The sequence below is a fragment of the Photorhabdus africana genome (assembly GCF_035181445.1).
Lineage (GTDB): Bacteria > Pseudomonadota > Gammaproteobacteria > Enterobacterales > Enterobacteriaceae > Photorhabdus > Photorhabdus laumondii.
This window is the reverse complement of the sequence record NZ_JAXBVE010000028.1, coordinates 47,480-69,369: the sequence shown is the minus strand read 5'-3', so window position 1 is coordinate 69,369 and position 21,890 is coordinate 47,480. Positions and strand designations below refer to the sequence as shown.

31 protein-coding genes and 3 pseudogenes are annotated in these 21,890 nt (G+C 45.4%); 24 read left to right on the top strand and 10 right to left on the bottom strand.

What is annotated here, in order from left to right; translation table 11 throughout:
• Positions 1–381: 381 nt before the first annotated feature.
• Positions 382–876 (bottom strand): annotated as a pseudogene (locus SLS51_RS16010) (Tn3 family transposase); the annotation flags it as partial.
• A 75-nt stretch (positions 877–951) separates the two neighbouring features.
• Here SLS51_RS16010 and SLS51_RS16005 point away from each other — a divergent pair.
• From SLS51_RS16005 to SLS51_RS15960, 10 genes are all read left to right on the top strand, one after another.
• Entirely contained in the window at positions 952–1,839 is an 888-nt protein-coding gene (locus tag SLS51_RS16005) for a hypothetical protein (protein WP_323839668.1), read from the top strand.
• Positions 1,840–2,203: 364 nt separating this feature from the next.
• On the top strand, positions 2,204–2,452 hold the full coding sequence (locus SLS51_RS16000) for a RepB family protein (protein ID WP_323839667.1): 249 nt from the start codon (positions 2,204–2,206) through the stop codon (positions 2,450–2,452).
• Positions 2,453–2,727: 275 nt separating this feature from the next.
• The gene (locus tag SLS51_RS15995; RefSeq protein WP_323839666.1) at positions 2,728–3,699 is read left to right on the top strand and encodes a RepA family replication protein; all 972 of its coding nucleotides are present in this window, start codon (positions 2,728–2,730) and stop codon (positions 3,697–3,699) included.
• A 770-nt stretch (positions 3,700–4,469) separates the two neighbouring features.
• Positions 4,470–4,985 carry a J domain-containing protein gene (locus SLS51_RS15990; protein ID WP_323839665.1) on the top strand — a complete coding sequence of 172 codons (516 nt, stop codon included), beginning with the start codon at positions 4,470–4,472 and terminating at the stop codon, positions 4,983–4,985.
• Between the two features lie 44 nt (positions 4,986–5,029).
• Complete coding sequence (locus tag SLS51_RS15985) at positions 5,030–5,572, top strand: hypothetical protein (protein WP_323839664.1); 543 nt, start codon at positions 5,030–5,032, stop codon at positions 5,570–5,572.
• Positions 5,569–5,829: a hypothetical protein gene (locus SLS51_RS15980; protein WP_323839663.1), complete on the top strand. Its 261-nt coding sequence runs from the start codon at positions 5,569–5,571 to the stop codon at positions 5,827–5,829. The genes SLS51_RS15985 and SLS51_RS15980 overlap by 4 nt, the downstream gene beginning before the upstream one ends.
• A complete protein-coding gene (locus tag SLS51_RS15975; protein WP_323839662.1) occupies positions 5,819–6,052 on the top strand; it encodes an XRE family transcriptional regulator in 234 nt (77 codons plus the stop codon). Before SLS51_RS15980 ends, SLS51_RS15975 begins: the two co-directional genes overlap by 11 nt.
• A gap of 405 nt (positions 6,053–6,457) precedes the next feature.
• The gene (locus SLS51_RS15970) at positions 6,458–6,628 is read left to right on the top strand and encodes a hypothetical protein (protein ID WP_323839661.1); all 171 of its coding nucleotides are present in this window, start codon (positions 6,458–6,460) and stop codon (positions 6,626–6,628) included.
• Positions 6,629–6,871: 243 nt separating this feature from the next.
• Entirely contained in the window at positions 6,872–7,033 is a 162-nt protein-coding gene (locus SLS51_RS15965) for a hypothetical protein (RefSeq protein ID WP_323839660.1), read from the top strand.
• 76 nt (positions 7,034–7,109) lie between these two features.
• Entirely contained in the window at positions 7,110–7,301 is a 192-nt protein-coding gene (locus SLS51_RS15960) for a hypothetical protein (RefSeq protein WP_323839659.1), read from the top strand.
• Between the two features lie 201 nt (positions 7,302–7,502).
• Here SLS51_RS15960 and SLS51_RS15955 read toward each other — a convergent pair.
• Positions 7,503–8,507 (bottom strand): annotated as a pseudogene (locus SLS51_RS15955) (IS110 family RNA-guided transposase).
• Positions 8,508–8,625: 118 nt separating this feature from the next.
• Here SLS51_RS15955 and tnpA point away from each other — a divergent pair.
• The 7 genes from tnpA (at position 8,626) to SLS51_RS15920 (ending at position 12,372) form a co-directional block, all read left to right on the top strand.
• Positions 8,626–9,054 carry an IS200/IS605 family transposase gene (gene tnpA / locus SLS51_RS15950; RefSeq protein ID WP_323839658.1) on the top strand — a complete coding sequence of 143 codons (429 nt, stop codon included), beginning with the start codon at positions 8,626–8,628 and terminating at the stop codon, positions 9,052–9,054.
• A gap of 157 nt (positions 9,055–9,211) precedes the next feature.
• Positions 9,212–9,469, top strand: a complete 258-nt coding sequence (locus tag SLS51_RS15945) for an AbrB/MazE/SpoVT family DNA-binding domain-containing protein (RefSeq protein WP_323839657.1) — start codon at positions 9,212–9,214, stop codon at positions 9,467–9,469.
• A 1-nt stretch (position 9,470) separates the two neighbouring features.
• The gene (gene pemK-mt / locus SLS51_RS15940; RefSeq protein WP_323839656.1) at positions 9,471–9,803 is read left to right on the top strand and encodes a type II toxin-antitoxin system toxin endoribonuclease PemK-mt; all 333 of its coding nucleotides are present in this window, start codon (positions 9,471–9,473) and stop codon (positions 9,801–9,803) included.
• 125 nt (positions 9,804–9,928) lie between these two features.
• Positions 9,929–10,279: a chromosome segregation protein ParM gene (locus SLS51_RS15935; RefSeq protein ID WP_323839655.1), complete on the top strand. Its 351-nt coding sequence runs from the start codon at positions 9,929–9,931 to the stop codon at positions 10,277–10,279.
• 2 nt (positions 10,280–10,281) lie between these two features.
• Complete coding sequence (locus SLS51_RS15930) at positions 10,282–11,133, top strand: 3'-5' exonuclease (RefSeq protein WP_323839654.1); 852 nt, start codon at positions 10,282–10,284, stop codon at positions 11,131–11,133.
• A 253-nt stretch (positions 11,134–11,386) separates the two neighbouring features.
• Positions 11,387–12,040: an AAA family ATPase gene (locus tag SLS51_RS15925; protein WP_323839653.1), complete on the top strand. Its 654-nt coding sequence runs from the start codon at positions 11,387–11,389 to the stop codon at positions 12,038–12,040.
• A gap of 47 nt (positions 12,041–12,087) precedes the next feature.
• Positions 12,088–12,372 (top strand): ribbon-helix-helix protein, CopG family, encoded by a 285-nt coding sequence (locus SLS51_RS15920; protein ID WP_323839652.1) that lies wholly within the window; start codon positions 12,088–12,090, stop codon positions 12,370–12,372.
• Between the two features lie 94 nt (positions 12,373–12,466).
• Here SLS51_RS15920 and SLS51_RS15915 read toward each other — a convergent pair whose 3' ends face one another.
• Together SLS51_RS15915 and SLS51_RS15910 are read right to left on the bottom strand one after the other, a co-directional pair.
• The gene (locus SLS51_RS15915; RefSeq protein ID WP_323839651.1) at positions 12,467–13,243 is read right to left on the bottom strand and encodes a site-specific integrase; all 777 of its coding nucleotides are present in this window, start codon (positions 13,241–13,243) and stop codon (positions 12,467–12,469) included.
• Positions 13,240–13,488 (bottom strand): annotated as a pseudogene (locus SLS51_RS15910) (hypothetical protein); the annotation flags it as partial. The gene SLS51_RS15915 and the pseudogene SLS51_RS15910, both read right to left, overlap by 4 nt.
• Before the next feature lie 293 nt (positions 13,489–13,781).
• Here SLS51_RS15910 and SLS51_RS15900 point away from each other — a divergent pair.
• The gene (locus SLS51_RS15900; RefSeq protein WP_323839650.1) at positions 13,782–14,393 is read left to right on the top strand and encodes a DNA-binding protein; all 612 of its coding nucleotides are present in this window, start codon (positions 13,782–13,784) and stop codon (positions 14,391–14,393) included.
• Positions 14,390–14,668, top strand: coding sequence for a hypothetical protein (locus SLS51_RS15895; RefSeq protein ID WP_323839649.1), 279 nt, complete (start codon positions 14,390–14,392; stop codon positions 14,666–14,668). Before SLS51_RS15900 ends, SLS51_RS15895 begins: the two co-directional genes overlap by 4 nt.
• Before the next feature lie 222 nt (positions 14,669–14,890).
• On the opposite strand, the gene SLS51_RS15890 is transcribed toward SLS51_RS15895, so the two are convergent.
• Positions 14,891–15,148, bottom strand: coding sequence for a hypothetical protein (locus tag SLS51_RS15890; RefSeq protein WP_323839648.1), 258 nt, complete (start codon positions 15,146–15,148; stop codon positions 14,891–14,893).
• A gap of 81 nt (positions 15,149–15,229) precedes the next feature.
• On the opposite strand from SLS51_RS15890, the gene SLS51_RS15885 reads away from it, so the two are divergent.
• Positions 15,230–15,502 carry a hypothetical protein gene (locus tag SLS51_RS15885; protein WP_323839647.1) on the top strand — a complete coding sequence of 91 codons (273 nt, stop codon included), beginning with the start codon at positions 15,230–15,232 and terminating at the stop codon, positions 15,500–15,502.
• A gap of 12 nt (positions 15,503–15,514) precedes the next feature.
• On the opposite strand, the gene SLS51_RS15880 is transcribed toward SLS51_RS15885, so the two are convergent.
• Genes SLS51_RS15880 through SLS51_RS15870 form a run of 3 tightly spaced genes read right to left on the bottom strand, consistent with a single transcriptional unit; the run spans position 15,515 to position 17,258 of the window.
• A complete protein-coding gene (locus SLS51_RS15880; RefSeq protein WP_323839646.1) occupies positions 15,515–16,141 on the bottom strand; it encodes a tyrosine-type DNA invertase in 627 nt (208 codons plus the stop codon).
• A gap of 56 nt (positions 16,142–16,197) precedes the next feature.
• Positions 16,198–16,344 (bottom strand): hypothetical protein, encoded by a 147-nt coding sequence (locus SLS51_RS15875; protein ID WP_323839645.1) that lies wholly within the window; start codon positions 16,342–16,344, stop codon positions 16,198–16,200.
• 2 nt (positions 16,345–16,346) lie between these two features.
• Entirely contained in the window at positions 16,347–17,258 is a 912-nt protein-coding gene (locus SLS51_RS15870) for a hypothetical protein (RefSeq protein WP_323839644.1), read from the bottom strand.
• 450 nt (positions 17,259–17,708) lie between these two features.
• Between SLS51_RS15870 and SLS51_RS15865 the strand changes: the two genes are divergently transcribed.
• Positions 17,709–18,014 (top strand): TrfB-related DNA-binding protein, encoded by a 306-nt coding sequence (locus tag SLS51_RS15865; protein ID WP_323839643.1) that lies wholly within the window; start codon positions 17,709–17,711, stop codon positions 18,012–18,014.
• Between the two features lie 88 nt (positions 18,015–18,102).
• On the opposite strand, the gene SLS51_RS15860 is transcribed toward SLS51_RS15865, so the two are convergent.
• Positions 18,103–18,405 (bottom strand): hypothetical protein, encoded by a 303-nt coding sequence (locus SLS51_RS15860; RefSeq protein ID WP_323839642.1) that lies wholly within the window; start codon positions 18,403–18,405, stop codon positions 18,103–18,105.
• A gap of 60 nt (positions 18,406–18,465) precedes the next feature.
• Between SLS51_RS15860 and SLS51_RS15855 the strand changes: the two genes are divergently transcribed.
• On the top strand, positions 18,466–18,597 hold the full coding sequence (locus SLS51_RS15855; RefSeq protein WP_323839641.1) for a hypothetical protein: 132 nt from the start codon (positions 18,466–18,468) through the stop codon (positions 18,595–18,597).
• Positions 18,598–18,733: 136 nt separating this feature from the next.
• Here SLS51_RS15855 and SLS51_RS15850 read toward each other — a convergent pair whose 3' ends face one another.
• Positions 18,734–19,753: an IS110 family RNA-guided transposase gene (locus tag SLS51_RS15850; RefSeq protein ID WP_323839640.1), complete on the bottom strand. Its 1,020-nt coding sequence runs from the start codon at positions 19,751–19,753 to the stop codon at positions 18,734–18,736.
• A gap of 205 nt (positions 19,754–19,958) precedes the next feature.
• Between SLS51_RS15850 and SLS51_RS15845 the strand changes: the two genes are divergently transcribed.
• Both SLS51_RS15845 and SLS51_RS15840 read left to right on the top strand, forming a co-directional pair.
• Positions 19,959–20,528 carry a DUF5983 family protein gene (locus SLS51_RS15845; protein WP_323839639.1) on the top strand — a complete coding sequence of 190 codons (570 nt, stop codon included), beginning with the start codon at positions 19,959–19,961 and terminating at the stop codon, positions 20,526–20,528.
• Positions 20,529–20,957: 429 nt separating this feature from the next.
• Complete coding sequence (locus SLS51_RS15840) at positions 20,958–21,791, top strand: DUF932 domain-containing protein (protein WP_323839638.1); 834 nt, start codon at positions 20,958–20,960, stop codon at positions 21,789–21,791.
• The last annotated feature ends 99 nt before the right edge of the window (positions 21,792–21,890 follow it).

Genomic DNA, 21,890 nt, shown 5'->3' with positions numbered 1-21,890 from the left:
AAGCGATGGCAAGGATATTGGAATCTCACCTGAAACAACATTTTTGGCGGGATGACTAATCAGGATTTTCTCTCAAAGTTTACAGATCTGGGGGGTGTTCCACAGAACCCCTAATAGTCAATAAAAGTGAGTTTTCGTTCCACTGAGCATCAACCCCCATCTGCACCTTGCTAAATGGGTTACCCGCAAATATAAGCGGGTGCACGGTAGCCAGGCTCAGGCATATGAATGGTTAGGCAGGATAAGGAGTGTTAAGCCTGGTCTGTTTGCACACTGGGAAATTTGTACGCGGCGCGAACGGTCAACGGCAAGAGCCGGATGACGGGAGACTGTCACGTCCGGTTCTGTGGGAGCGCAGGGGGGAAGTTCCCTTGCGCGACCCGATAACCCCATAATATCCGCTTCCAGAACCGCCTGCACGCCCTTTAGCTGCGATTTAACCGGTTTTAGCAAAAAAGGGATATTCATTTCAGCCAGAACAGCGGCCTGTTCCCCTTCCGGTACCAGTTCATCAGAAAGATGGCGGTGGCGGAGACTGTCATTGAGGTGGAATTCACCCGCCTGAAAACGTTTTCTTATCTGGCGGTAGAGCCAGAACTCATAGCGCCCGGCATTCAGGCCTGTGGGCTCGCCATCCTCGCCGAACTCCAGCAGATATGGGCGCAGCCGTTCAGGTAATGTACCTGACGGGCATTCCGCCAGTGGCCGCTGCGAAAGCGTCTGCTTTTTGCTGGACACCAACCTGAGCCAGCTCAGCGCTTCAGCCCACGGGCTATCCCGGACCACGCTGGTGAGGTCGAGTGACAAAAATAATGGCCGCAGGTGACGCCGGATTAATGCCGTCATACCATCCACGGCCTGCCACTGCAGCGCCAGGGTAAGGTGCTATTTTAGAAAAAAACTTGAGTAACATTAGGTGCTTAATTACTACACACAGATCAGTAGGATCCTATGCCAACTTTGTTCATCGATTTATTAATAAAACCCCGTAAAAGATTTACGATAAAAACATTAGAACAAGATACCTTAGTTCAAAGCCTAGTGCTATATGCACAGAAACACTATTCTTATCAGTCCGGTTGGTTGCTATACAAGTATGGTAAAAGTTGGGGATGTTTATGTCTGGTAGATACTTTACCGTTTATCAATTGGTTGGGAAAATTCAAAAATAATCAAAGAATTAATGAAATCTTAAACATTTATCAGCCATATCTTGAAGTGGATGAAAATACCCCACAGATAGCTATTTATATCCCATTAAATTGGTACTGCATTACGATCGCACCAGTCAGAGATCAAATTCGCGATATTTGGTTGAGCAAAACAACGCATAATATTCTGACAGAAACTCTACCTACTGCAACGGTCTCAACATTATTACCATCCGATTATTATCTTCTATGTGAAGGTCGGGCTATCTCTGATGTTTGGCAACAACATTTTGAAGTATGTTTAAAAAAAGAAATGCCATTTATCGTGTTATGGCATTATCGCCCTAAGCAGAAAAGTTACACTGATCGATATGATATTCTTTTCTCATGGGAACCATTTATCAAAAGTCACTCTCATATATTTGATAATCCCAAATATCCTGACATCGGGAAGGTTATTGCTCGTCTTATAGCTCAAATTTTAAAGGATTATCACCAACAGAAAGGTTTCGAAAAAACTATGCTACAGGGTGTTCTGGTTAATGGCCAGATTAATATTCTCAAGTTGAGTTTTGAAGCTGCTCAGAAATTAATACTTGATCTTGTCAAAATGTTACAACAACTGATTATGGAGATGGAAGAAAGAGTGGACATAGCTAAGTCACTTGAAAAAAATTTTTCTGGATAGATTATTTTAAGGATTTGAAGTTCCACGGAACAAAAATATTTAATAAGTTAAAAAATAGCTTTAAATTAACATGTTAATATTTGTTATCTACTAATAAACATCTTGGGGGTAGTGACCAGGGAGCTTTTATCACGTAACAAAGCGTATCAAAAACGTTTGTTTTTAGTACTGTCTGACTGAGTGGTCATTTTTATATTTCAATACTCATCTTAACAAATCAGGGCGCTCAAAAAAGCGCGTTCTGGTCTCAAAAACTGGTGGGACCGGGCGGCATTACCAAACAGCGAAAGATAAGCTTACTTCATACTGGCGATTTTTTTCGATATACTATTAATTAAGCTCAATATGTTAAATCTGAGGGTTTATGATAGCAGAGAAGGAGACACAACGAAAACGTAGACCCAAAGGTGCGCAAAAATCCAATGCTGACACCCAACGGGATTTCCGTGAGAGGCATAAGTTAACGCATAGCAAGATAAACGTGATTGTGCCGAATCAGGTGAAAGAAGACTTGGACTTCTTGGCTAATGTTTACAGCAAGACGAAAACAGAAGTTCTTATAGATTTGATACGCACGGCCAGAAGTAACTGTGGTTTTAAAGATCCATTTTAATAATTACACTGTAATATGAGTATTGATCGTTAGCTAACGACGTGATATTTTACGGGCGGTTATAAACGATTCTTTGTGGGTGGGACGTTCCCAATAATAGCGTCTAAGTATGTGGTGAAAGCCACAAAAAGTAAAAGTCCCTGATTCCATCTAAAAGTTCTTTGGCGGGAACATTCAGAATCAGGGACTGCAATACTGGCGCTGGTGCCGGTAAGGATTATAGCAAATGCATAACCTAACGCAACCCCTCAGCCCTGCCATAAGTGCAGGATGTAGTGATTAGCCAAAGTGAAATTCAGGTAACCAAACGTTCCCGACGTAGTGAGCCCAATGCTCTGCATAAAGGGAAACCAAAAATTCATCGTCACTATATCCCTAAATACAACGGGGGTTTGCCAAAAATAGTTACTGTTCGGCGTTTTGCGGGTGCATTAAATGTGCATGATTGGAATCGTAATTCCTTTATGTATCAATTGCGTTGCAAACGTAATCAGCGTGTTTCAATTCGTTCTGAACGAAGAGAAACGTTCTCTGAATTAGCACTAGCAATGATCGCTTATGCTGATTACAACCCTAACAATGAATATCTCTTTGAAGTCATGTGTTCAGTTGAAAAACTTGCTGAACTGTGTGGTCAGCTATACTGTTATGAGAATGGCCGGAAAAGTTATGATCCTATTCTTCATGCATTACACGATTGGCAGGAGGCTAATTTAATAATAATTAAGGAAGGGTTTGATCCTGAAGCGAAGCAATATAAAGCAATGCGTATCTGGATTCGTCCTGAGTTTTTCATCGGACTTGGTTTTTCTATCGCTGAAATTAGAGATATGTTGAATAAATTTAAGCGTTGGATGGAAAAAAATGGATTACGTGACTCTTATCAACGTCGTTATGCCCAACATATCTTACGGTTAGCCAAATCAAATGTTGCATCTATCGATAATAGTCATTCATTAAAAAACCTATTGAAGAAGATTAAACGCCTGGTTGTTGGTGAAGATGAGTCCATGAAGAATGAAAAAAAACATGCAATAAAAGCTATTAAACACCGGCAAGAGCTTATTGATGCGACTAGCCCGATGCCAGATCAGAATCAAGTATACTGGCAGCAATATGAAAACTGGAAACAAAAGCAACCTATTGCCTGGATAATGGCATTTGAAAAAGATATCCAGGGCCGTTTCCCAGGGCTTTCTAACGATGAATTATTACACTGCTATTTAGAACATCTACCTGACAAATAACCTGTCTAATTAACATAAACCGCCTTTACTGGCGGTTCTCGTGTTGTCTGAAATCAATGTTTGATTGTTTTTTATACTTCCCACACATAGGGAAAACACTAAAATAACGGTTGTTTAAGTGACAGACATTTGTAAAGATTAAATTATAGTCAATTAAATTAGAGTAGTTTAAAAATAAAACTATTAACTTCGAACTATATAAAGAAGATCATATTAAATTCGATCTTTATTTCTGAACTAAACGACCCTTTAAAAAGGGAGTTAGCAGGGAGCTTAAAAACGCTCCACTGCAACTCCAAAAAACAAATAATGACTTCGCTTACAAGCAGCTTCGCTGCTGTCGCTCAGAAAGGAGATGTAATGAATACCTACAATAAATAAGGAAATAACTAACCAACTTTCAATCATGCTGCTTCAACGTCCTTTCGTCTCCGACCATCCAACATCTCCATTGCTATCATATCGTGCCATTTAGTTCGCTACGCTCACAGCTTAGCAGGGCGGGAGGGTATCGAAGCTCTCTATTTTGCTCTCAGTCGCATTACTTACTAAAGACAAGTAATGCTCCGCTTCGGGACGCAAATTTATTTTGCGTTACGTGAGACGTTGACCAACGAGCGATAGCGAGGCGGTAGGATAATAACTAATTGAATTTAATTGATAAAAAAACAGAAAAAACACTTGCCAATACGTCTAAATGGACGTATTATTAATACATCGAAAGGGGATAAGCCTCTTTCACCATAAGCCCAAACGGGCAGGAGCTTAACATGAACATCCAGCAGGCATTAAATATCTTCGGTTTATCAGGTGAACTCACCGAACACGACATCAAAAAAGCCTACAAACAGGCAGCTTTAAAATTTCATCCTGATCGTAATCCGGTTGGTGCTGACATGATGAAAGCTGTTAATGCAGCATTTGATTTTTTGATGCAAAACATTGACAAAATTAATCAGTTTCAAAGTGCAGATGAGAACGCCCGATACAACTATGGCGACGAACTGGAAAAAATACTTAATGCATTAAAAACACTGACGGGTATTGTTTACGAAGTTGCGGGTAACTGGATTTGGATCAGCGGCGAAACCAAAACACACAAAGACGCTTTAAAGGCTTTAAATTGCAAATGGGCATCAAAGAAAAAAATGTGGTTTTTCCGTCCTGATGAATACAAAGCAAGCCGAAACCGTAAAGAGCACAGCATTGAAGAAATTCGTGAAATGTACGGCACAACAGGCCAGCATAGGGCTACAGGCTGGAACAAAGTAGAAAACAGAGCATAATCGAAACGGGGGCGAAAGCCCCTATATACGCTAATGGTGAATTTATGAATTCTTTCTTTGAACGTTATCAGCCTATTTTCGAGATCGTTTGCCGTATTTTGGGGAATGGGTGGCGTGTAAACCTGCTTGATGATTGCCAGTATCGGGTAAAACTTACTTCACCACATTTCAAAAAATACTCAGTACATATACGAATGGACAGAGACAGACTTGCAATCGTGGGAAGCGTTGACAGTCGCAACTGGAGAAGCCCATGCTATTCCTGCACAGTATCACCACAGCGTAATCCTGTTGATATTGCAGCCGATATAGAGCGTAAAATACTGGTAAATGCGCGGCGGGATGTGGAAATAACTAAGGAGTACGAGCGAGACTTACAAAGAAAATTCGAACAAAAGCGAATACTTAAAGGAATGTTATCACAATTGGTACACCTCGATAGCTGGCATGGAACATTAACCGGTTTTAAAGTCGAAAATGGGTTAGACGGAAATGTAACAGAACGTGGTGACGGTTATGAGGTAGTGATTCGAGGGTTGAACGTGGATCAGCTTGTTAAGCTAACAGGAATGGTAAAAAAGTTATGAGAAAAAATAAAGGTGATGTTACATATTATCTTGAAGAAAATTCAGGAATATATCATTTTATAAAAAAAATTAAATGTTATTCAAAGGACATAACAGAAGGAAAAGGCAAAACAACAAAGAAAACACTTAGCGAATTTTCTTTTAATAATGATAATTTTAAATCCATTGATTTTTCATTAAATGGATTAAGGGCAGTCGATAAGGAGATCATCATAGCTATGATTAAAGAAATAAACGAGGGGGAAAATGATGGTTGATAATACGCCGGAAAACATTAAAAAGTTGCGAGAAAAGATTGGTATTACACAAACTGAATGTGGAAAACTTTTTGGCGTGGGTTTAAGAACATGGCAGAAAAAAGAAGAAGCAAAAACCCATAACAGACTCAATTTGTCTAAAGGGGAATTTGAATACCTTTTATTACTGGCTGGCGAACATACAGATTATGTTTTATGCAAACGAGATGAGTTGCGCCAGTAACTCGCATGGCTCGAACTTGCAGTACAGCGCCCCGCCCGACTTGCAGCCGGACGGCGTGAACTCGCTGCGCTCGCGCTAACTGCGCCCTTCGGGGGACGCAATTCAGCGTAAGAGTGTACTGTAAGTCTGAATGGGCTTTGCAGGGCGGGGGGAGGTGTGGCGGATTATGAAGCTATGGCAGCGGCGTAGCCGCGCATCGGGGCGATGTAACGGCAGTGATTTTCTGTCAGTCTGGTTCGCCCCTTCCATGCCCTGACGGGCATACTGAAAACAGCATAACTCACGAAAAAATAATCTCTTTTTAAGAAAAAAATGCTTGCTAGTACGTCTAAATAGACGCATTATTAATACATCGAAAGGGGATATGCCTCTTTCACCATAAGCCCAAACGGGCAGGAGCTAAAAATGAAATCTATCTTAAATCTCACCTATCCAGCCACGTTTAAATTCTCTTTCACAAAAGTCGAAATAAAAGACGGTAAAGCGTTTATGAATACCTACGGTATTAAACAAACGTTTGAAGTTAAAGGAGAGCGTAAAAAAATGTGGGGCATGGATTCAATGAAAGCTGGATAAAATAGTTTAACCACTCAGGTTACGGGGAATTGTAGCGATTGAGTGGTTCTCACCGCTATCTGATAAGCACGCTTAATTGCTTAATTTATAGTGAGTTAAAAAAGTGCCCCACATTTTTTTACGCTCTCCTTAAAAGCCACGCTGAACTTGAAAGCCTAATTCAGACTATCGCAGAAAAATGCGTTGTTAATCTCTCAAATGTTGATTTTGAAATTATGAAATAAAACCACGGCGGGGGGAGATATGAAAACTTTAAAAGAAAAATATGTGTTTTGCGTATCACTTAAAAAAAATCCTGAAAATTACAGGCTGTTTAAAAGTGAACGTGATGCATTAGATACTTACCGAATTTTGACACTTTACGGATATATGGTAACTGTAGAAAAAAAGGAGGTGGAAAACTAAAACTGTGAAAGGTGTGATCAGGTTGTTCGAGCAGCCTGATCACGTATCGACAAACAAAACAGAATGAGGTTTTAAAATGTCAACGCATCAGATCGTACAGCTTGCTGATTCCCTTGTCAAAGGCTGGGAAACTCGCATACCTGCTATGAAAGGCGAGGAATGGAACCAGTTTCGTTGGTGGTTAAATTACCTGCAAGGAGAGCATAAAAAATCTATGGTTCCCCTCGTTTTTGCAACACTCATTTTGATGAATTTTGGGCTTGCTTAAATCTATCCGGCGTCACTATAGGTAAGGAACCTGCGCCTCGATGAGTTCCGCGCCTGATGAACCTTAAAAGTGTGTCGGCTTCAAGGAGCCAATTTTTACGCTAGGTTTCTCATCAGGCCGGTAGGCCGTTCATGCCATCAATTATCAGTCTTCGCAAAACCTGTGGGGTCTCGTTTCAAATTTGTTCACAATAGGCTTGATTTAAGCTTCAAATACCGTGTGTTTTGTCGTAATAGCCCATGCTATCCGGGCAAATTTATTAGCCAATGCACAGGCCACAATATTAGAATGCTTTCGTTCAAGTTGCTGCTTAACCCAGTCTGCCAGTTTGCCCTTTCTATGCTCAATATGCAGTATGAACGTTCGGGCACATAGCACTAACAGTTGCCGGAGTGTTTTGTTACCCCGTTTACTGATCCCCAATAAGGTTGTCTTTCCTCCGGTACTGTACTGGCGGGGCACCAATCCCGTCGAGGCTGCAAAATCCCGGCTGTGTGCGTATTGTTTCCCATCGCCCAGTTGTGAGGAAAGCACACTCGCCGTGATGGGGCCAATGCCGGGGATCGTCATCAGCCGTTGTCCGATATCATCCTGAGCAATCTCCTGTGATAGAGCAGTTTCAATTTCGGTGATTTGCTCAACCAGATAGTGATAATGTGCCTGTAACCGCAGTAATACCTGCACCAAATAAGGAGGAAGTTCATGTTCAGCCAGCACAGCAGAGAGCCGTTTTATCACGGCAATCCCCTTGGGCATGCTGATACCAAATTCAAGCAGGAAAGCCTGCATCTGATTGGTGGTTTTGACTTTATCCCTGACAAGTGACTCCCTGACCCGATGTAATGCACGCATGGCTTGTTGAGTTTCAGTTCTGGGCGTAACAAAACGCATTGAAGGACGTGATGCGGCTTCGCATATTGCCTCGGTATCAACAAAATCATTCTTGTTACTTTTAACGAAAGGCCGGACAAACTGAGGCGAAATGAGTTTAGCCTCATGCCCCAAATCAGCTATCCGCCTTGCCATGAAATGAGCGCCAGCACAGGCTTCCATCACAACGGTTGCAGAAGGGCATCCGGCAAGAAACGCCATCAATTTGTTTCGTGTAAACTTTTTGCGTAGGAGTGCTTTCCCTGATTTGTCCTAGCAGTGGATATGAAAGGTATGTTTGCCGAGATCGATACCAATGAGTGTGATGATGTTCATGATGATGGCCTCTTATCAAAGATAATCACCCTATTAATATACTGCTGGTAGGGTGAGGGTGACCATCTCATTAACCACCGGCTTTAGCTGCGATACTGTGTTGCATGGGAGGTGCAACATGGATTACAGATACGGTAGTCACACAGTATTTCAGATTGAATACCATTTTGTGTGGGTAACGAAATACAGGCACAAAGTGCTGATAGGTGAAGTAGCAATACGGGTGCGCGAGTTAGTTCGTCAGACATGTGAAGCATTTGAAATCAGGATATTAAAAGGAGTCGTGAGCAAAGATCATGTTCACATACTGGTGAGTAGTCCCCCGACATTATCTCCCTCAGAAATCATGAGGAGACTGAAGGAAAGGACAGCGAGTAAGTTGTTTGAAGAGTTTTCGCATCTAAAGAAACGCTACTGGGGTCAGCATTTTTGGGGCAGAGGCTATTTTTGTGCGACGGTGGGTCAGTTAACGGAAGAGATGGTAAAGGCTTATCTGGAGCATCATTTTGAACCAAACCCGGATGATAACTTCAGGATAGACAATTGACGCATCGTTCAGCCGATGCGTATCCGGACTTTCAGTCCGTTAATCACTAACCCACCGACTTTAGTCGGTGGTTGTTGAGTTAACTTTTTAGTGTTGCCGCCTGGTTTATTTCCCTGTTTGATGTTATATTTATATATAACTTTTATGGAGGTGAAATATGCATACCACTCGTCTGAAGAGAGTCGGCGGCTCCGTTATGCTGACCGTTCCGCCGGCGCTGCTGAACGCACTGTCTCTGGGATCAGATAATGAAGTCGGCATGGCCATTGATAATGGCCGGCTGATAGTGGAGCCGCACAAGCGCCCACAATATTCGCTTGCTGAACTGCTGGCACAGTGCGATCCGGATGCCGAAATCAGTGCAGAAGATCGTGAATGGCTGGACGCGCCAGCTGCAGGCCGGGAGGCAATCTGATATGGAGAGAGGGGAAATCTGGCTTGTCTCACTCGACCCTACCGCAGGCCATGAGCAGCAGGGAACGCGGCCGGTGCTGATTGTCACGCCAGCGGCCTTTAACCGCGTGACCCGCCTGCCTGTAGTGGTACCCGTTACCAGCGGTGGTAATTTTGCCCGTACCGCGGGCTTTGCAGTATCGCTGGACGGTGCCGGTACACGTACAACCGGCGTTGTGCGCTGCGATCAGCTGCGCACAATTGACATGGGCGCACGGGGCGGAAAGCGACTTGAGCGTGTGCCTGCAAAAATAATGGATGACGTTCTGGCCCGACTGACCGTAATTCTTAGTTGAATCAATAACGTGAATATGGGGTTCTTTAACCAAAACCCCCATTTGTTTCCTAGCTCCCTGCCAGCCCTTGCTACTTTATCCACTCAATTCATTATTGATGTGTCACATCAATTAAGATATTTTAAATGAATAACTCCTTAATGATGTGTCACATGATTAGAGACGATAAAGCCGCCGCCCCTGATATGCGCCTTTCCGGCGTGCAAAAAGATGTACTGTTTGTCCTGTACGGGCTGGCTGAACGTAAGCTGGCAGGTCCGGTCCCGGCTATGCATCTGTTCAGCATCCTCAATAAGGGACGGCTTCAGCCCGTTGCCGATACCAATTTCCGCCGGTCCTGTCATACCCTGGTCCAGCACGGCCTGCTCAGCAAATACCGTGATCATCAGTCACTGAAACTCGCTTTCGGGCTGACGGCTGAAGGACTTGAAATCGCAAGGGACGTTTACCAGAAACGACTTACGGAGATGGAATAACCATGAAATATGACGATTTAGCGGCCCGCCGTGCAGCCGCCATTGCTAAAGACAGCTGTTTCACAAAAGGGCGTCTGCGTGATGAATTCAGGATGAAGCCGGCTCCGGGAACGGAGCCGGTTAAGTGGTACAAAAGCCCATACGGCGGCAAGTACGGCGTGTACCGCATTACAGACTGCGTGCCCATGCGGGAGAAACGCCAGCAGACAGATAAACAGCGACTGTCCAGCCTCCGCCTTTCCATTCTTTCCCAGCTTAACAGCACATGTGGCCGCCTGGCGCACAAGGCGCATACCTGGCTGGGCCAGAATCCGCTGTTTCTTGATACCGAAACGACGGGACTCGGAGACAAGGCTGAAGCACTGGAAATCGGCCTGACGGATGTATCCGGCAGTGTGGTATTTGAAACCCGCCTGAAGCCAACTGTGGCCATAGAGCCGCAAGCGGCTGCAGTACACGGCATTGATGAATCCGCACTCAACGGCGCACATTCATGGCCCGACGTGGCACAGCAGCTGCGCCATGCCATCGGGCAGCGTCCATTGATAATTTTTAATGCTCCTTTTGATACCCGCATCCTGAAACAGACGGCCGCCGCACATGGCGATCCGGCAGACTGGCTGGATGACGTGACGGTACACTGTGCCATGAAGCTGGCTGCTGATTACTTTGGAGCCACCAACCGCTACGGCACTATATCTCTGGCCAGCGCCTCCAGTCAGGCGGCGCTGGTCTGGGAAGGCCAGGCACATTCGGCCATAGCCGATGCAAAGATGACCGCTGGCGTGGTGTGTGCGATTGCCGCCTATTTCCGGCAGTTGCAGCAGGAACTGGAGTCGCTTGAAAGCGCGTGAATCTATCTTCAGCCGTAACCGGTCTTTGCTTTATCGCATAAATGCCGCCGGTATATCCTTTCAGCACATGCTGTCGTATAAGTATCATTTTCATGTTCACTATCACATAACAATCATCATGAAATCATTTTAATATTAAACTAATATCATATAGATATGATTTTGCTGTCAAAGCAATCTAACACCTACTTGACACCAGTGAGCTTTAGTTACTACTATATTGATAGTTTTTTAATATTAAAAAGAGATTAAGATGATACTGACAATCGCAAATACGAAAGGAGGAGTAGGTAAATCTACTCTCGCTGTTAACATCGCAGTGGCAAGGGCTCGACAAGGCAGGAAAATATGGTTAGTTGATGGTGATAAACAGGGGTCGTCACAAACAGCTATTTTAGTTCGTTCAGAAGACGGTGTTGAACCAGGTATTGCTTGCTCGCATTACCCAGAAGGCCCGGTGTTAAGGAGCCAGGTTCTACAACAGAAAGATAACTTTGACGATATCATCATCGAATGTGGAGGCCGTGATTCCACTGCTATGAGGGCTGCTCTGACAATCACAGACGTCCTTTTAGTTCCTTCAGCACCGGGAAGTTTCGAAGCTTGGGCTATGGATGCCAACGCCGATCTAATCAAAGAAGCGCGGAGCATAAGAGATGGGTTGGTCTGTTATTCGCTTTTGAACAAAGCGGATACTCAAGCCAGATCCTCCGACAACAGAGATATGCTGGAAATGATGGAAGAGTACAAAGAGGATATCCCAATCCTCGACAAAATCATCTATCAAAGAAAAGTCTACGCCAATGCTGCAGGCAGTGGAAGAACCGTAAGTGAACTGAAACTACGTTCGCATGAAAAGATTGCAGTGCAAGAGTTAGATGCTCTCATATCAATACTGTTTAAATAGTTAAATACAATCAAAATAATATTAAAGTAATATATAGGTGATATGAAATGGCAATCCAAAAAAAACCCAAAACGCAGCTACCTGATTCAAAGAATGAGGCAGTAGAGAACTTCATAAATTCAGCCCCCGATGCAAAAATTCCCGCTTCTAAGAGAGTTGTTAAAGGTAAAAAACAGCAGATCACGATCACGATGGACCCTGAGCTGATTCAGCGTATAGATGAAGCAGCTGCAGAGAACGGGCAATCGCGCGCTGCTTTCATTAATATGTCATGTATCAACATACTGGACTATGGTTTGCAAATTGCGGGTAAGAAAAAAATCAGCGAGTAGGTAACATCACAACACAATGACATTAATTTCTATTTGATGTTGTTTTAATATCAAAACAACATCAAATAAATTTTGTTTAAATCTAGCTGTTAACTTAGATTTTTTTTATCATCGCAACTGCCTCAGCACCCGGCATCTGAAACTGCACCCTGTGTCTTGCAGCCACATCGAGCGCAAATACCTTGGTATACACCTCCGTCGAACTAATGCTCTTATGCCCCATGAGACTCTGCAGCACCTTAAGCGGTATACCGGCGTACAGCATGTGCATCGCGTAGGAGTGGCGGAACGTATGGGGTGTCACCGGTACTGAGAACGTCACCCCGTCGGCCGCCGCGGCCTCCACCGCTTCGCTGAGCCAGGTGCGGACGGTACGGTCGGTGATATCCCAGATGCGCGCCTTCTCGGTTCTGCCGGTGCGCTTACTGCGCCGCTCCAGCGGGATTTTCAGCGTGACCACCATCATCTCCAGCTGGCCGACATAGTTCGCATCAGAAAGCGGTACCAGCCGGTGAGCCTGACTGCCGGCCGGAGCGCGGCCTGCCGTTCTGGCGGCTTTCTCGGTCCGTTGTTTGAGTGTGGCCAGCTGTACGAACGGGTAGGGCGGCGTCAGGGAAAAATCACTCCGGGTCAGCGCCAGCGCCTCATTAATACGCGCACCCGTGTTCCAGAGGGTTGCCAGCAGCATCTTGCGGTGCAGATCGGGCACGTAGTGGAGCAGGGCGCTCACTTCCGGCACCAGCAGGTATTTCGGCAGTTCGTCCTGAACGAGGGCCATCTGGCGCAGGGCCGGTGCGGCAGGGTAGTCGATGGCCACCGGCAACTGCGCGGCGGAAAACGAAACGCCCTGGCCTGGAACTGCCGGCATCATTGTTTGTTGTCCTTAGTGGACAGGTATTGCTCTGTAAGTCGTACCAGCGCCTTCTGCGCGTAATCTTCGCCCGGGAGCAAACTGATTTCCCCCCGGAGTTCCATCTCGGTGCCGATGGCGCTCAGGGTCGTCATCATCGGCAGCAGCCGGCGCAGCTGCAGGGCGTGCCCGCATGCGGAACGTATACGATCGGCGAACTCATCCTCATCGCGGGAATATGCCCCGGGCTCCGGCCGTCCTTTTCCGGTGCAGTGCGACGGGTCACGGAACGGGGGCGGAACACAACATATAGCGTCATTTTCAGCTGGAAACAACGCTACATCTTGTGTTCGTGGGCCGCTGCGCCCCGGTGGCCGGAAAGCAGATCCGGAACAACCTTTTTTCGGATCTGACCGTGAAAAGAGAGAGGGTGTATGTAAGTTCTGTATTGTATGTACGATATATATTGTATGTATTATTTGTATTTAGTGTATTGTGTATTTTTTACGCCGGGAGTAGAGTACGATGACCGCATTCCCCGAAAGACCGGAGCCTGAGCATGACCACGCTATCCCCGGACACCGTCCGCCGCATTGAAGACGCCGCCGTCGCCCTGATCGCCGCCGGCAACCCGAACCCGACCAACGAGCAGGTCCGCCAGCACCTCGGCGGCGGCTCCCTGTCCCACATCTCCCCGGTGATGCGGGAGTTTCGTGCCCGTCAGCGCGCCCTGGCAAGCGAACAGATCCCGGCGCTGCCGCCGGAGCTGGCGCAGTTGCTGACCGGCCAGCTGGCCCTGCTGTGGCAGGCAGCCGTCAGACAGGCCGATGCTGACACCCTGGCGGCACGCGAGCAGGCAGACGACGACATTGCCCGGGCAGACCAGGAGCGGGATGAGGCGCTGGCGAAAGTGGCCACGCTGGAAAGCGAGCTTGCGGTGCTGCGCGAGGTGGAGGCGGAGCGTAACCGCCTGCTGGAAGAGGTCCGGGTGCTGCGTGCGGAGGCGCAGCCGCTGCGCGAGCAGGTGGCCCGCCTGACCGCCACCGGCGAACACCTGGCCGCACAGCTGCAGGACACGAAAGCTGAGCTGAAGGAAACCCGGGAGGATGGCCGTGCGCTGCAGGCCGAACTGCTGGCCCTGGCACGCCATGACGGAAAGGCGAAGAAATGAATGCGGAAACCCGGGCACGCGTGAAGGCCTTCCGCCGGGCGCTGGAGCTCGCCGCCGGAGAACGGTCCGGTGAGCCGGTACCTTCCCTCTGGCGTGACTGGCTGAAGTCATTTCCGCACGGCTGCTGTGAGCTGGCCAGCCAGGCACTGGTGCAGTACCTGAGGGATCACGACAAAAAACTGTTCCCTTATGTCATAGCCGTGCAGTGGAATGAAGGCGTGGATATACACGGCCACGTCATTGTCTCCCTCGACGGGTCATTTTGCCAGCACTGACTGTTATTGAGCGGGTTTGTGGAGAGGCAATTACACGCATCAATCGGCGCATTTACAAGATATTAAATGCGCCTCTGAGCGAACATCATCGCTGCAATCCCGCAGGTTTTACGCCAGAGAAAAGGTTTTTAAAGGATCGTCAACGATCTTCCATTGGATCTTAGCCGCAAAAAAAGACTATTGAGACAAGTATCAAGCTACAAATGGTTACCTTGCTGACAATTAATTGTCAGCGGGTAGATCCAGAGATTCATGAAATGTTTCCCTAAATGCGTGCCGGATCTCCTCAAGTGTATTGATAAAGTCTAAGCCTGCATTGCGGCTCATACTGCCACTGAGTGTGGCACCGCTAATCATTCCCATTGTCATGGCATAATGCAGGTAAGCGCTGTCCTTATCCTTTTTTTCCATTGCTAACCGTAAATTTAAGAATTCTCGCGCCAGTTGTTCGGAGAAAGCTTTAGCATAAACCTTTTTCATTTTTTCTACTTAACTTATTGTCTGCCAGTAGACTAATTATAGCGGATTTCAGCCTGTTATCAGGAACAAATTGGTGTCATATTGCAACAATTAATTCCTTCTGCTGCCTATGTTGGTAAAAAATACGGATGGAAATTATACAATATTTCCGAAAATGAACGTATTCGTGATCTGTATCCATTGCGTTGTGCCGTACCAACACTTGCACAGGATGAAGCGTTGCTTAATAGAACTCAGTTAAAAAAACAGGGGTATTCTGATCAAGAAATCATTAAACTTACCCCTGTTGTTGAACGACAAAACTATTTCAATTTGAAGTGGTACTACTTGTATCAAGTCCCCAAGACACTTTAAAGCATTGCTTTGTTAGTCAGAATTGTCACTAAAAAATGGGTGTTTTTTTTGTCCAAAGTGCGCAACGGGGTTTCTATTTCGACGGCTATTCCAAACACCTTGGAAACGTTTAGCGTTACTGGCTGTATAGCGTACTGTGTGTCTGATGTTACTGTGGCCAAGATAATCTTGTATCAGGCGAGTATCTGCTCCCCGATCTGCAAGGGCAAAACCACAGGCATGGCGTAGCATGTGGGGATGCGAATGAACAGAAATATTAGCTAATTGCCCTAGCTTACTAATAATTTGATAAATACGCTGGCGTGAAAGTGGCTTTCCATATCGTGATAGAAATAACCAGTTGCTTTCTGCCGAGCCTTTGAGTGTTTTGCGTACTTTCAGCCATGCTTTGATTGCATGAATTTCATAGCCTAATAGAGGATGGTTAGTGCTAAATCCACATTTTAGACGTTGTACATAAAGAGTTTTTCCTCCTAAATCGAGATCAGATAACCGTAGATACCTGGCTTCACTAACACGTAAACCATGAACAAAACTCATGTATACCAAACAGTAATCGCGCTCCGGGTTTGGGCTTTTTTTCGCCATTTCTAACATTCGTTCTACTTCGAATTGTGTCAGATGTTTTCGTTGAGCCATAATATAAGTTCTCTAAGACCCTGCCGAATTAATTAATCGGCAGGGAAATATAGTTGTTATACAGAGTAGCCGCGCACGCGTTCTAACGTGCGTAAGAATATCTCTAATTGATTGCCGGACATTGCCGGGATTCGTACAGACTGGCGTTTAGCGTGACGTTTTCTTAAATGTTTACTGAATGCGATAAGCGCAGATTGAGTCATAATTAACCCCGTTTCATTTGTGAAATCCACTTATTTAATAACTGTTCAGCTTTGGTTATATCTATATGACTTGGTATTTCTATGTAAAAACGGCCTTGCGAATCTTTAATGAAAATTTCTTCACCTACTGTTTCGATATGTAATCCAGCGTAGTCAGCGCCTAAACCTAATGGTGCATTCCAGTAATCTCTGCAATGCCTTCTAATTTTTGCAACATCATATTCTTGAGCACAAGATAAACTTTTTTTACTGATGCCCGTTATTTCTAAGATTTCTCTAACAATTGATTTGTTATCAGTTTTTTCAGCAATATAGGCTAATCTAGCAACTACGCTTTGATGATATTTACTCATAACATCTTGTTTCGTTTTGTCGCGTGATTGCAAAATCCCGTATCGCAATAAACAGTATGTTTGTCCGATTGCATTTTTTTCATTAATACTTGTTGCTGCATCGTACATGTCCCCAATTTTTTCAACTAACGCATTTTCTGCATCAGACTGAATTTTCTTGATGATTGAATTCGGATTAATACCTTGAAGTATATAATCTTGATTATTCAATGTTGCTTTTTGAGTAACAACACCACAACAAACATGATTAATATCCTCATTCCAACCATTATCATTACAACTCCTATAAATGTTTATCTCATTGTTTGCTGCTGTTATTGCTTCGTCATATGATGCATATATCTTAAGTCCAATCTCCGTGCTATATGAGAAATACCCGGCTGCTTCACATGATCCGATCGCAGCATAATATTTAGATTTGTACGTAGTGAATTGCTCTTGCAGTGATTCAATGCAATCAACAGCTTTATATAGGGCAGTGTTAATTGTATCGTCATCAAGATTAACTGTTTTTGCAAGTTCATATAAACTGGTGAACAACTCTTTGTTTTGTCTGATCATTATTTTTCCCTTTGTAAATTTTATTTATCAAGACGGTTGCCGCCGTTGCTTGAGATATGTATCGGCTAGCTGTGCTAACTGATAATTAAAGTATATTGAAAATCCGCACTTTGTCAACTTTGTGTAAACTAATTATTTACAAGTTTTTTGTCATTTTTGATAGAGCATGTAGAACAAGTGAATGTTTGTGTATTAAAGAAGAGGGATCTGATTTATATTAACAACGGGTATTCTTATCCCTTTGTAAATGAGTTTTATCTCAAACAAAACCCAGAAACCCGCACGTTGCCGCGTGTCGGGTTTCACATCTAATCTATCATCTAGAAGTTCTTAAAATATATATCAACAGAGTGATTATTAGTAAACTAATAGTTTACACGAAGTTGACAAATTGCGGGTTTTCAATCAATATACTTTGAATTCGTATGTCAGCGTATTTAGAGGTAAATAGTGAAGAAAAGTATTTCACGGATTTCTCAAACAGATTGGAACCGTGCTTATCCGGCACTAAAGGGTTTTGCTATAACAACACTTGAAATTGCGGAAGCAGTACTGGTTGAAGGAAAGAAGCCTGCTGATGTGTCAAAAGAACGCAACATTACTCGACAAAACGTTTACGCTGCTGTGAAGCGTGTAACTAGTATTCTCGACAAGCAAGAAATCGAGGGACTGCACCATGTTGATGTCTGGTTACCGAAGGACCAGGCAGAAGAAGTATATAAGATGGCCGAACCTTATATGAAGAAAACAAAATAGCATAATGCCCTTTTCATTGGCACTTAATGATGTGAGCAAAAAAGGGCAATGGATGATTGCATGACGGTTCGAATTCAAGCGGCTACAGCTATTGATCGTTAGCAGTCCTGCAACTATGACAAATATCTTGAAATATATCCAACGGATACATTTTTTCGAAACACTCAGTGCATATTACATCATATTCAACGAGCGGATAAACACAGTGGGGAGGTTCAGCATTGCGTATAACCAATCCGTTGTATTCTACTGTATCTGATGGCTGACATTCAGAAATTGTATCATAACAGATTTCATATTTTTTCTCCCAATCAATATTCTTCTCTTCGATAGAAAATCCTGCATATTCAGCAATGTCTTTAATTTGTTTTGCATTTAATATCACACTCATAAATCACCTTCTTATAAACTATCGTTATCTCATAATCAGATACATCATAGGGAGAATGTAATGAACGCATCCCGTTTGCAAGACAAAAATTACTCTGGCATCGACGGTAGGTTGCAGCTCTATATCCGGCCTTATTGCAGCCAGAGCTGCGGGCCTCGATGTAATCCGCTGACTGGCTCCTCACTCTCCTAACGAGCTTTAAGCTCAGAGCATAAATCAGGTTTAGCAAGTCACGGTCTTACCTGTCTTTGTCATCATTATCATTGCCTTAGCAATCTTTCTGCATTCATCCTTGTCATTAAAAGTGAAAGTTGATCAGTGAAACACCTCAGTAAGGTCTGACACTGACGTAATCTTTTTGGTATTCCTGCTGATGGGCGACCAATGCCCAAACGGTGCGAGCCAGCTTATTGGCCATCCCCACAATCGCCACACAGACCGGACGGCGTTTTTTTAGCGCCGTCACCCACGGCAGCGGGGTTTTCGTCAGTAAGGTGGCCACTCTTGCACCGTGAATAAACAGGGTTCTCAGGTAGGTATCTCCCCGTTTACTGATGCCCAGTAATTTGACCCGGCCTCCCGTTCCCGTTTGTTTCGGTACCAGGCCCAAATAGGCCGAAAATTCCCTGCCCGACCGAAATGCGCTGGGATCGCCCATCGTCGCGATGGCGGCGGTCGCAATCAGGACACCGACACCGGGAATTTTCATCATCCGCTGACAATCGGCATTCTGCTTTGCCCACGCCGTTAGTTGGTTTTCCATTTGTTCAATTTGTTCGTCGATTTCGGTCAAACGATGATATTGCTCTTCAAGCAGAGCAAGCAGGAACGGAGCCAGTTTTTTTCTGAGTCGCTCAAGTACCTCAGGCATGGCCTTATCCAGAGAAGCCCTGCCTTTATGCACGGTTTCACCAAATTCCAGTAGCAAACCATGCAGCGCATTGATTTGTGCGGTTCTGAATTTGACTAATTGTTGGCGCATTCGGTGTAATGACAGAATGGCCTGTTGCTCTTCATTTTTAATCGCGATCGATTTGCCGGGTTGCTGAACCGCCAGCCAAATGGCCCGGGCATCCTGAACATCGTTTTTATTTCCCATCCGGAACGCTTTAACAAATTTAGCCTGAAGCAAACGCACGTCATGCCCCAGCTTCCTCAGCTCCCGAGCCCAATAATGCGCACCGCCACAGGCTTCCATGCCAATCAGACAAGGTTCGCGGTTACTGAAGAACGTTAAAAAATCCGGCCTCCTCAGTTGCTTATCAATAAGTTCACCGGTGTATTCATCGACAAAATGAATTTGCATCAAATGTTTTGCAATATCGACGCCAAAAGGAGTAAATTTCATGGGTGGATCCTCCAGTCATCAGGGAGCAATAGTCTCCCGCTTTTAGGCACTATAAGGCCGGAAATCTGTGAGGATCCACATCTCATCTCTCAATTCCAGCACAATGCCAAAGGCTAAGTGGTTGGGATGCGTTCATTACATTCTCCATGATAGACGCCGCCCCGCAACGGGGCGGCTTTTAAACTTCATATCCGAGAATTCAGAAATGCCTAAATATTATCTCCAGAATGCACCGCGTGGTGTAACCGCTATTCAGCTCGAAAACGGTGATGAAGCCATCTATCTTGATGGTGAGTTTATTGCCTGTTGTGATCTGGGGGAGCGTGACGATCCGGTAATCGGATTAGGCGAAATTCTTGCCAGAAGTATGGGAGTGCCGTTCCGCCTACTGACGCTGCCCGTTCCGGATGATGAGGAATGGGCATGGAACGACGTTATCGACGCACTGAACTGGGGCGCGCGAGTACAACTACCTCGAATGATGTTACGCCCTGTACTGGAATGCAGCACATCTCATATCACAGAAGCTGACAACACATTGTTCGAGAGTCTGGGTTCAAGCCATGAGGATGGCGGGTGGATCTTAAATTCAGGAGTGGGGCATTTATTACGCCTTGATGCTGTCTACGACCCGCTTATCAGGTTGAGGCGCCTTGGAATCTCCAGAACGACACGGGCATTAATAGCGCGAGCCAGACGTCAGGCCGATATAAGCATAATCCATTTCTCTTCTGTAGGTGATGAAATAGAAGGTGCGCCGACCTTTGACTGGTAACTCTCTGCCCGGCTATATGCCGGGCGTATATCCCACCATCGGCGCAGGGGCTTGCAGCAGGCTTTGCCTGCGCCGCCCCCACGGTCGCCGCAAGACGGCTCCCGAAAGGAAACGGGCATAGCCCGCCACTTCTTTCTGGCGTTTCTCTTTTAGTTCATGGACTCATCCCGAATCCCCTTTGCCGTGAAAGACACTGGCCCGGCCCGTGACGAATACAAGGGGAAAGGCTGAAGCCTGCAATCCTCACCCGTTCGCACTCACTCCCCATGGTCGCTCGCTTGCGCTGCGGCCTGCGGTTGCCCCCTTGTATTAGCCACTTATGGTCCGGACCGGTCATTTCATCACGGCAACGGCGCTCCGTGATGGTGAATCACCATCAAAAAGATCACGCCAGAAGAAAGTCACTTTTAAATCCAGAGGAGAATCATCATGGCCCGTTTATCTTCATCTTTTCGTACCGCTAACGTTATCCGTAAAGAGCGTGCGCTGACCAATGATGAGCTGATGCGCTACGTTCCAAGCGTATTTTCAGAGGAAAAACATGAATCACGCAGTGAGCGCTATACGTACATCCCAACCATCACTTTGCTGGACAATCTGAGGAATGAAGGTTTCCAGCCGTTTTTTGCCTGCCAGACGAGAACTCGTGATATTGGCAAGCGCGAACATACCAAGCATATGCTGCGCCTGCGTCGTGAGGGCGAAATTGCAGGTGAAGAAGTGCCAGAAATTATTCTTCTCAATAGCCACGACGGCAGCAGCAGCTACCAGATGATCCCCGGCATGTTCCGCTTCGTTTGCATGAACGGAATGGTTTGCGGAAAGACCTTCGGTGAGATTCGTGTACCACATAAAGGAGACGTAGTTGGGCAGGTAATCGAGGGTGCGTATGAGGTTCTGGATATTTTCGACGGCGTAAAAGATTCACGCAGCGAGATGAAAGAAATCAGCCTGAGTAAGGATGAACAGCGTATCTTTGCGGAGATTGCCCTTAACTGGAAATATGATGATAAAGGTATTGGCAAACATATCCCGCTAATGCCTGATGATATCCTTCAGGCGCGCCGCAATGAAGACAAAAACGATGACCTTTGGACAACATACCAGCGCGTTCAGGAGAACATGACGAAAGGCGGCGTGTGGGGAAAAACTGCCAAAGGAAAATTCCAGCGTACCCGCCCCGTTAATGGAATTGATGGAGACGTAAAGCTCAACCGCGCACTGTGGGAAATGGCTGAAAAAATGAAGGAACTTAAATCTTAATCTTGTCATGGTGGGGAGAATTCCCCGCCCGCCGAAAGGTAATCGCCACGTTCGTAGCGTTTACCTTTCACCCGTCCGCCCCCAGGGGCTCCCCTGTTT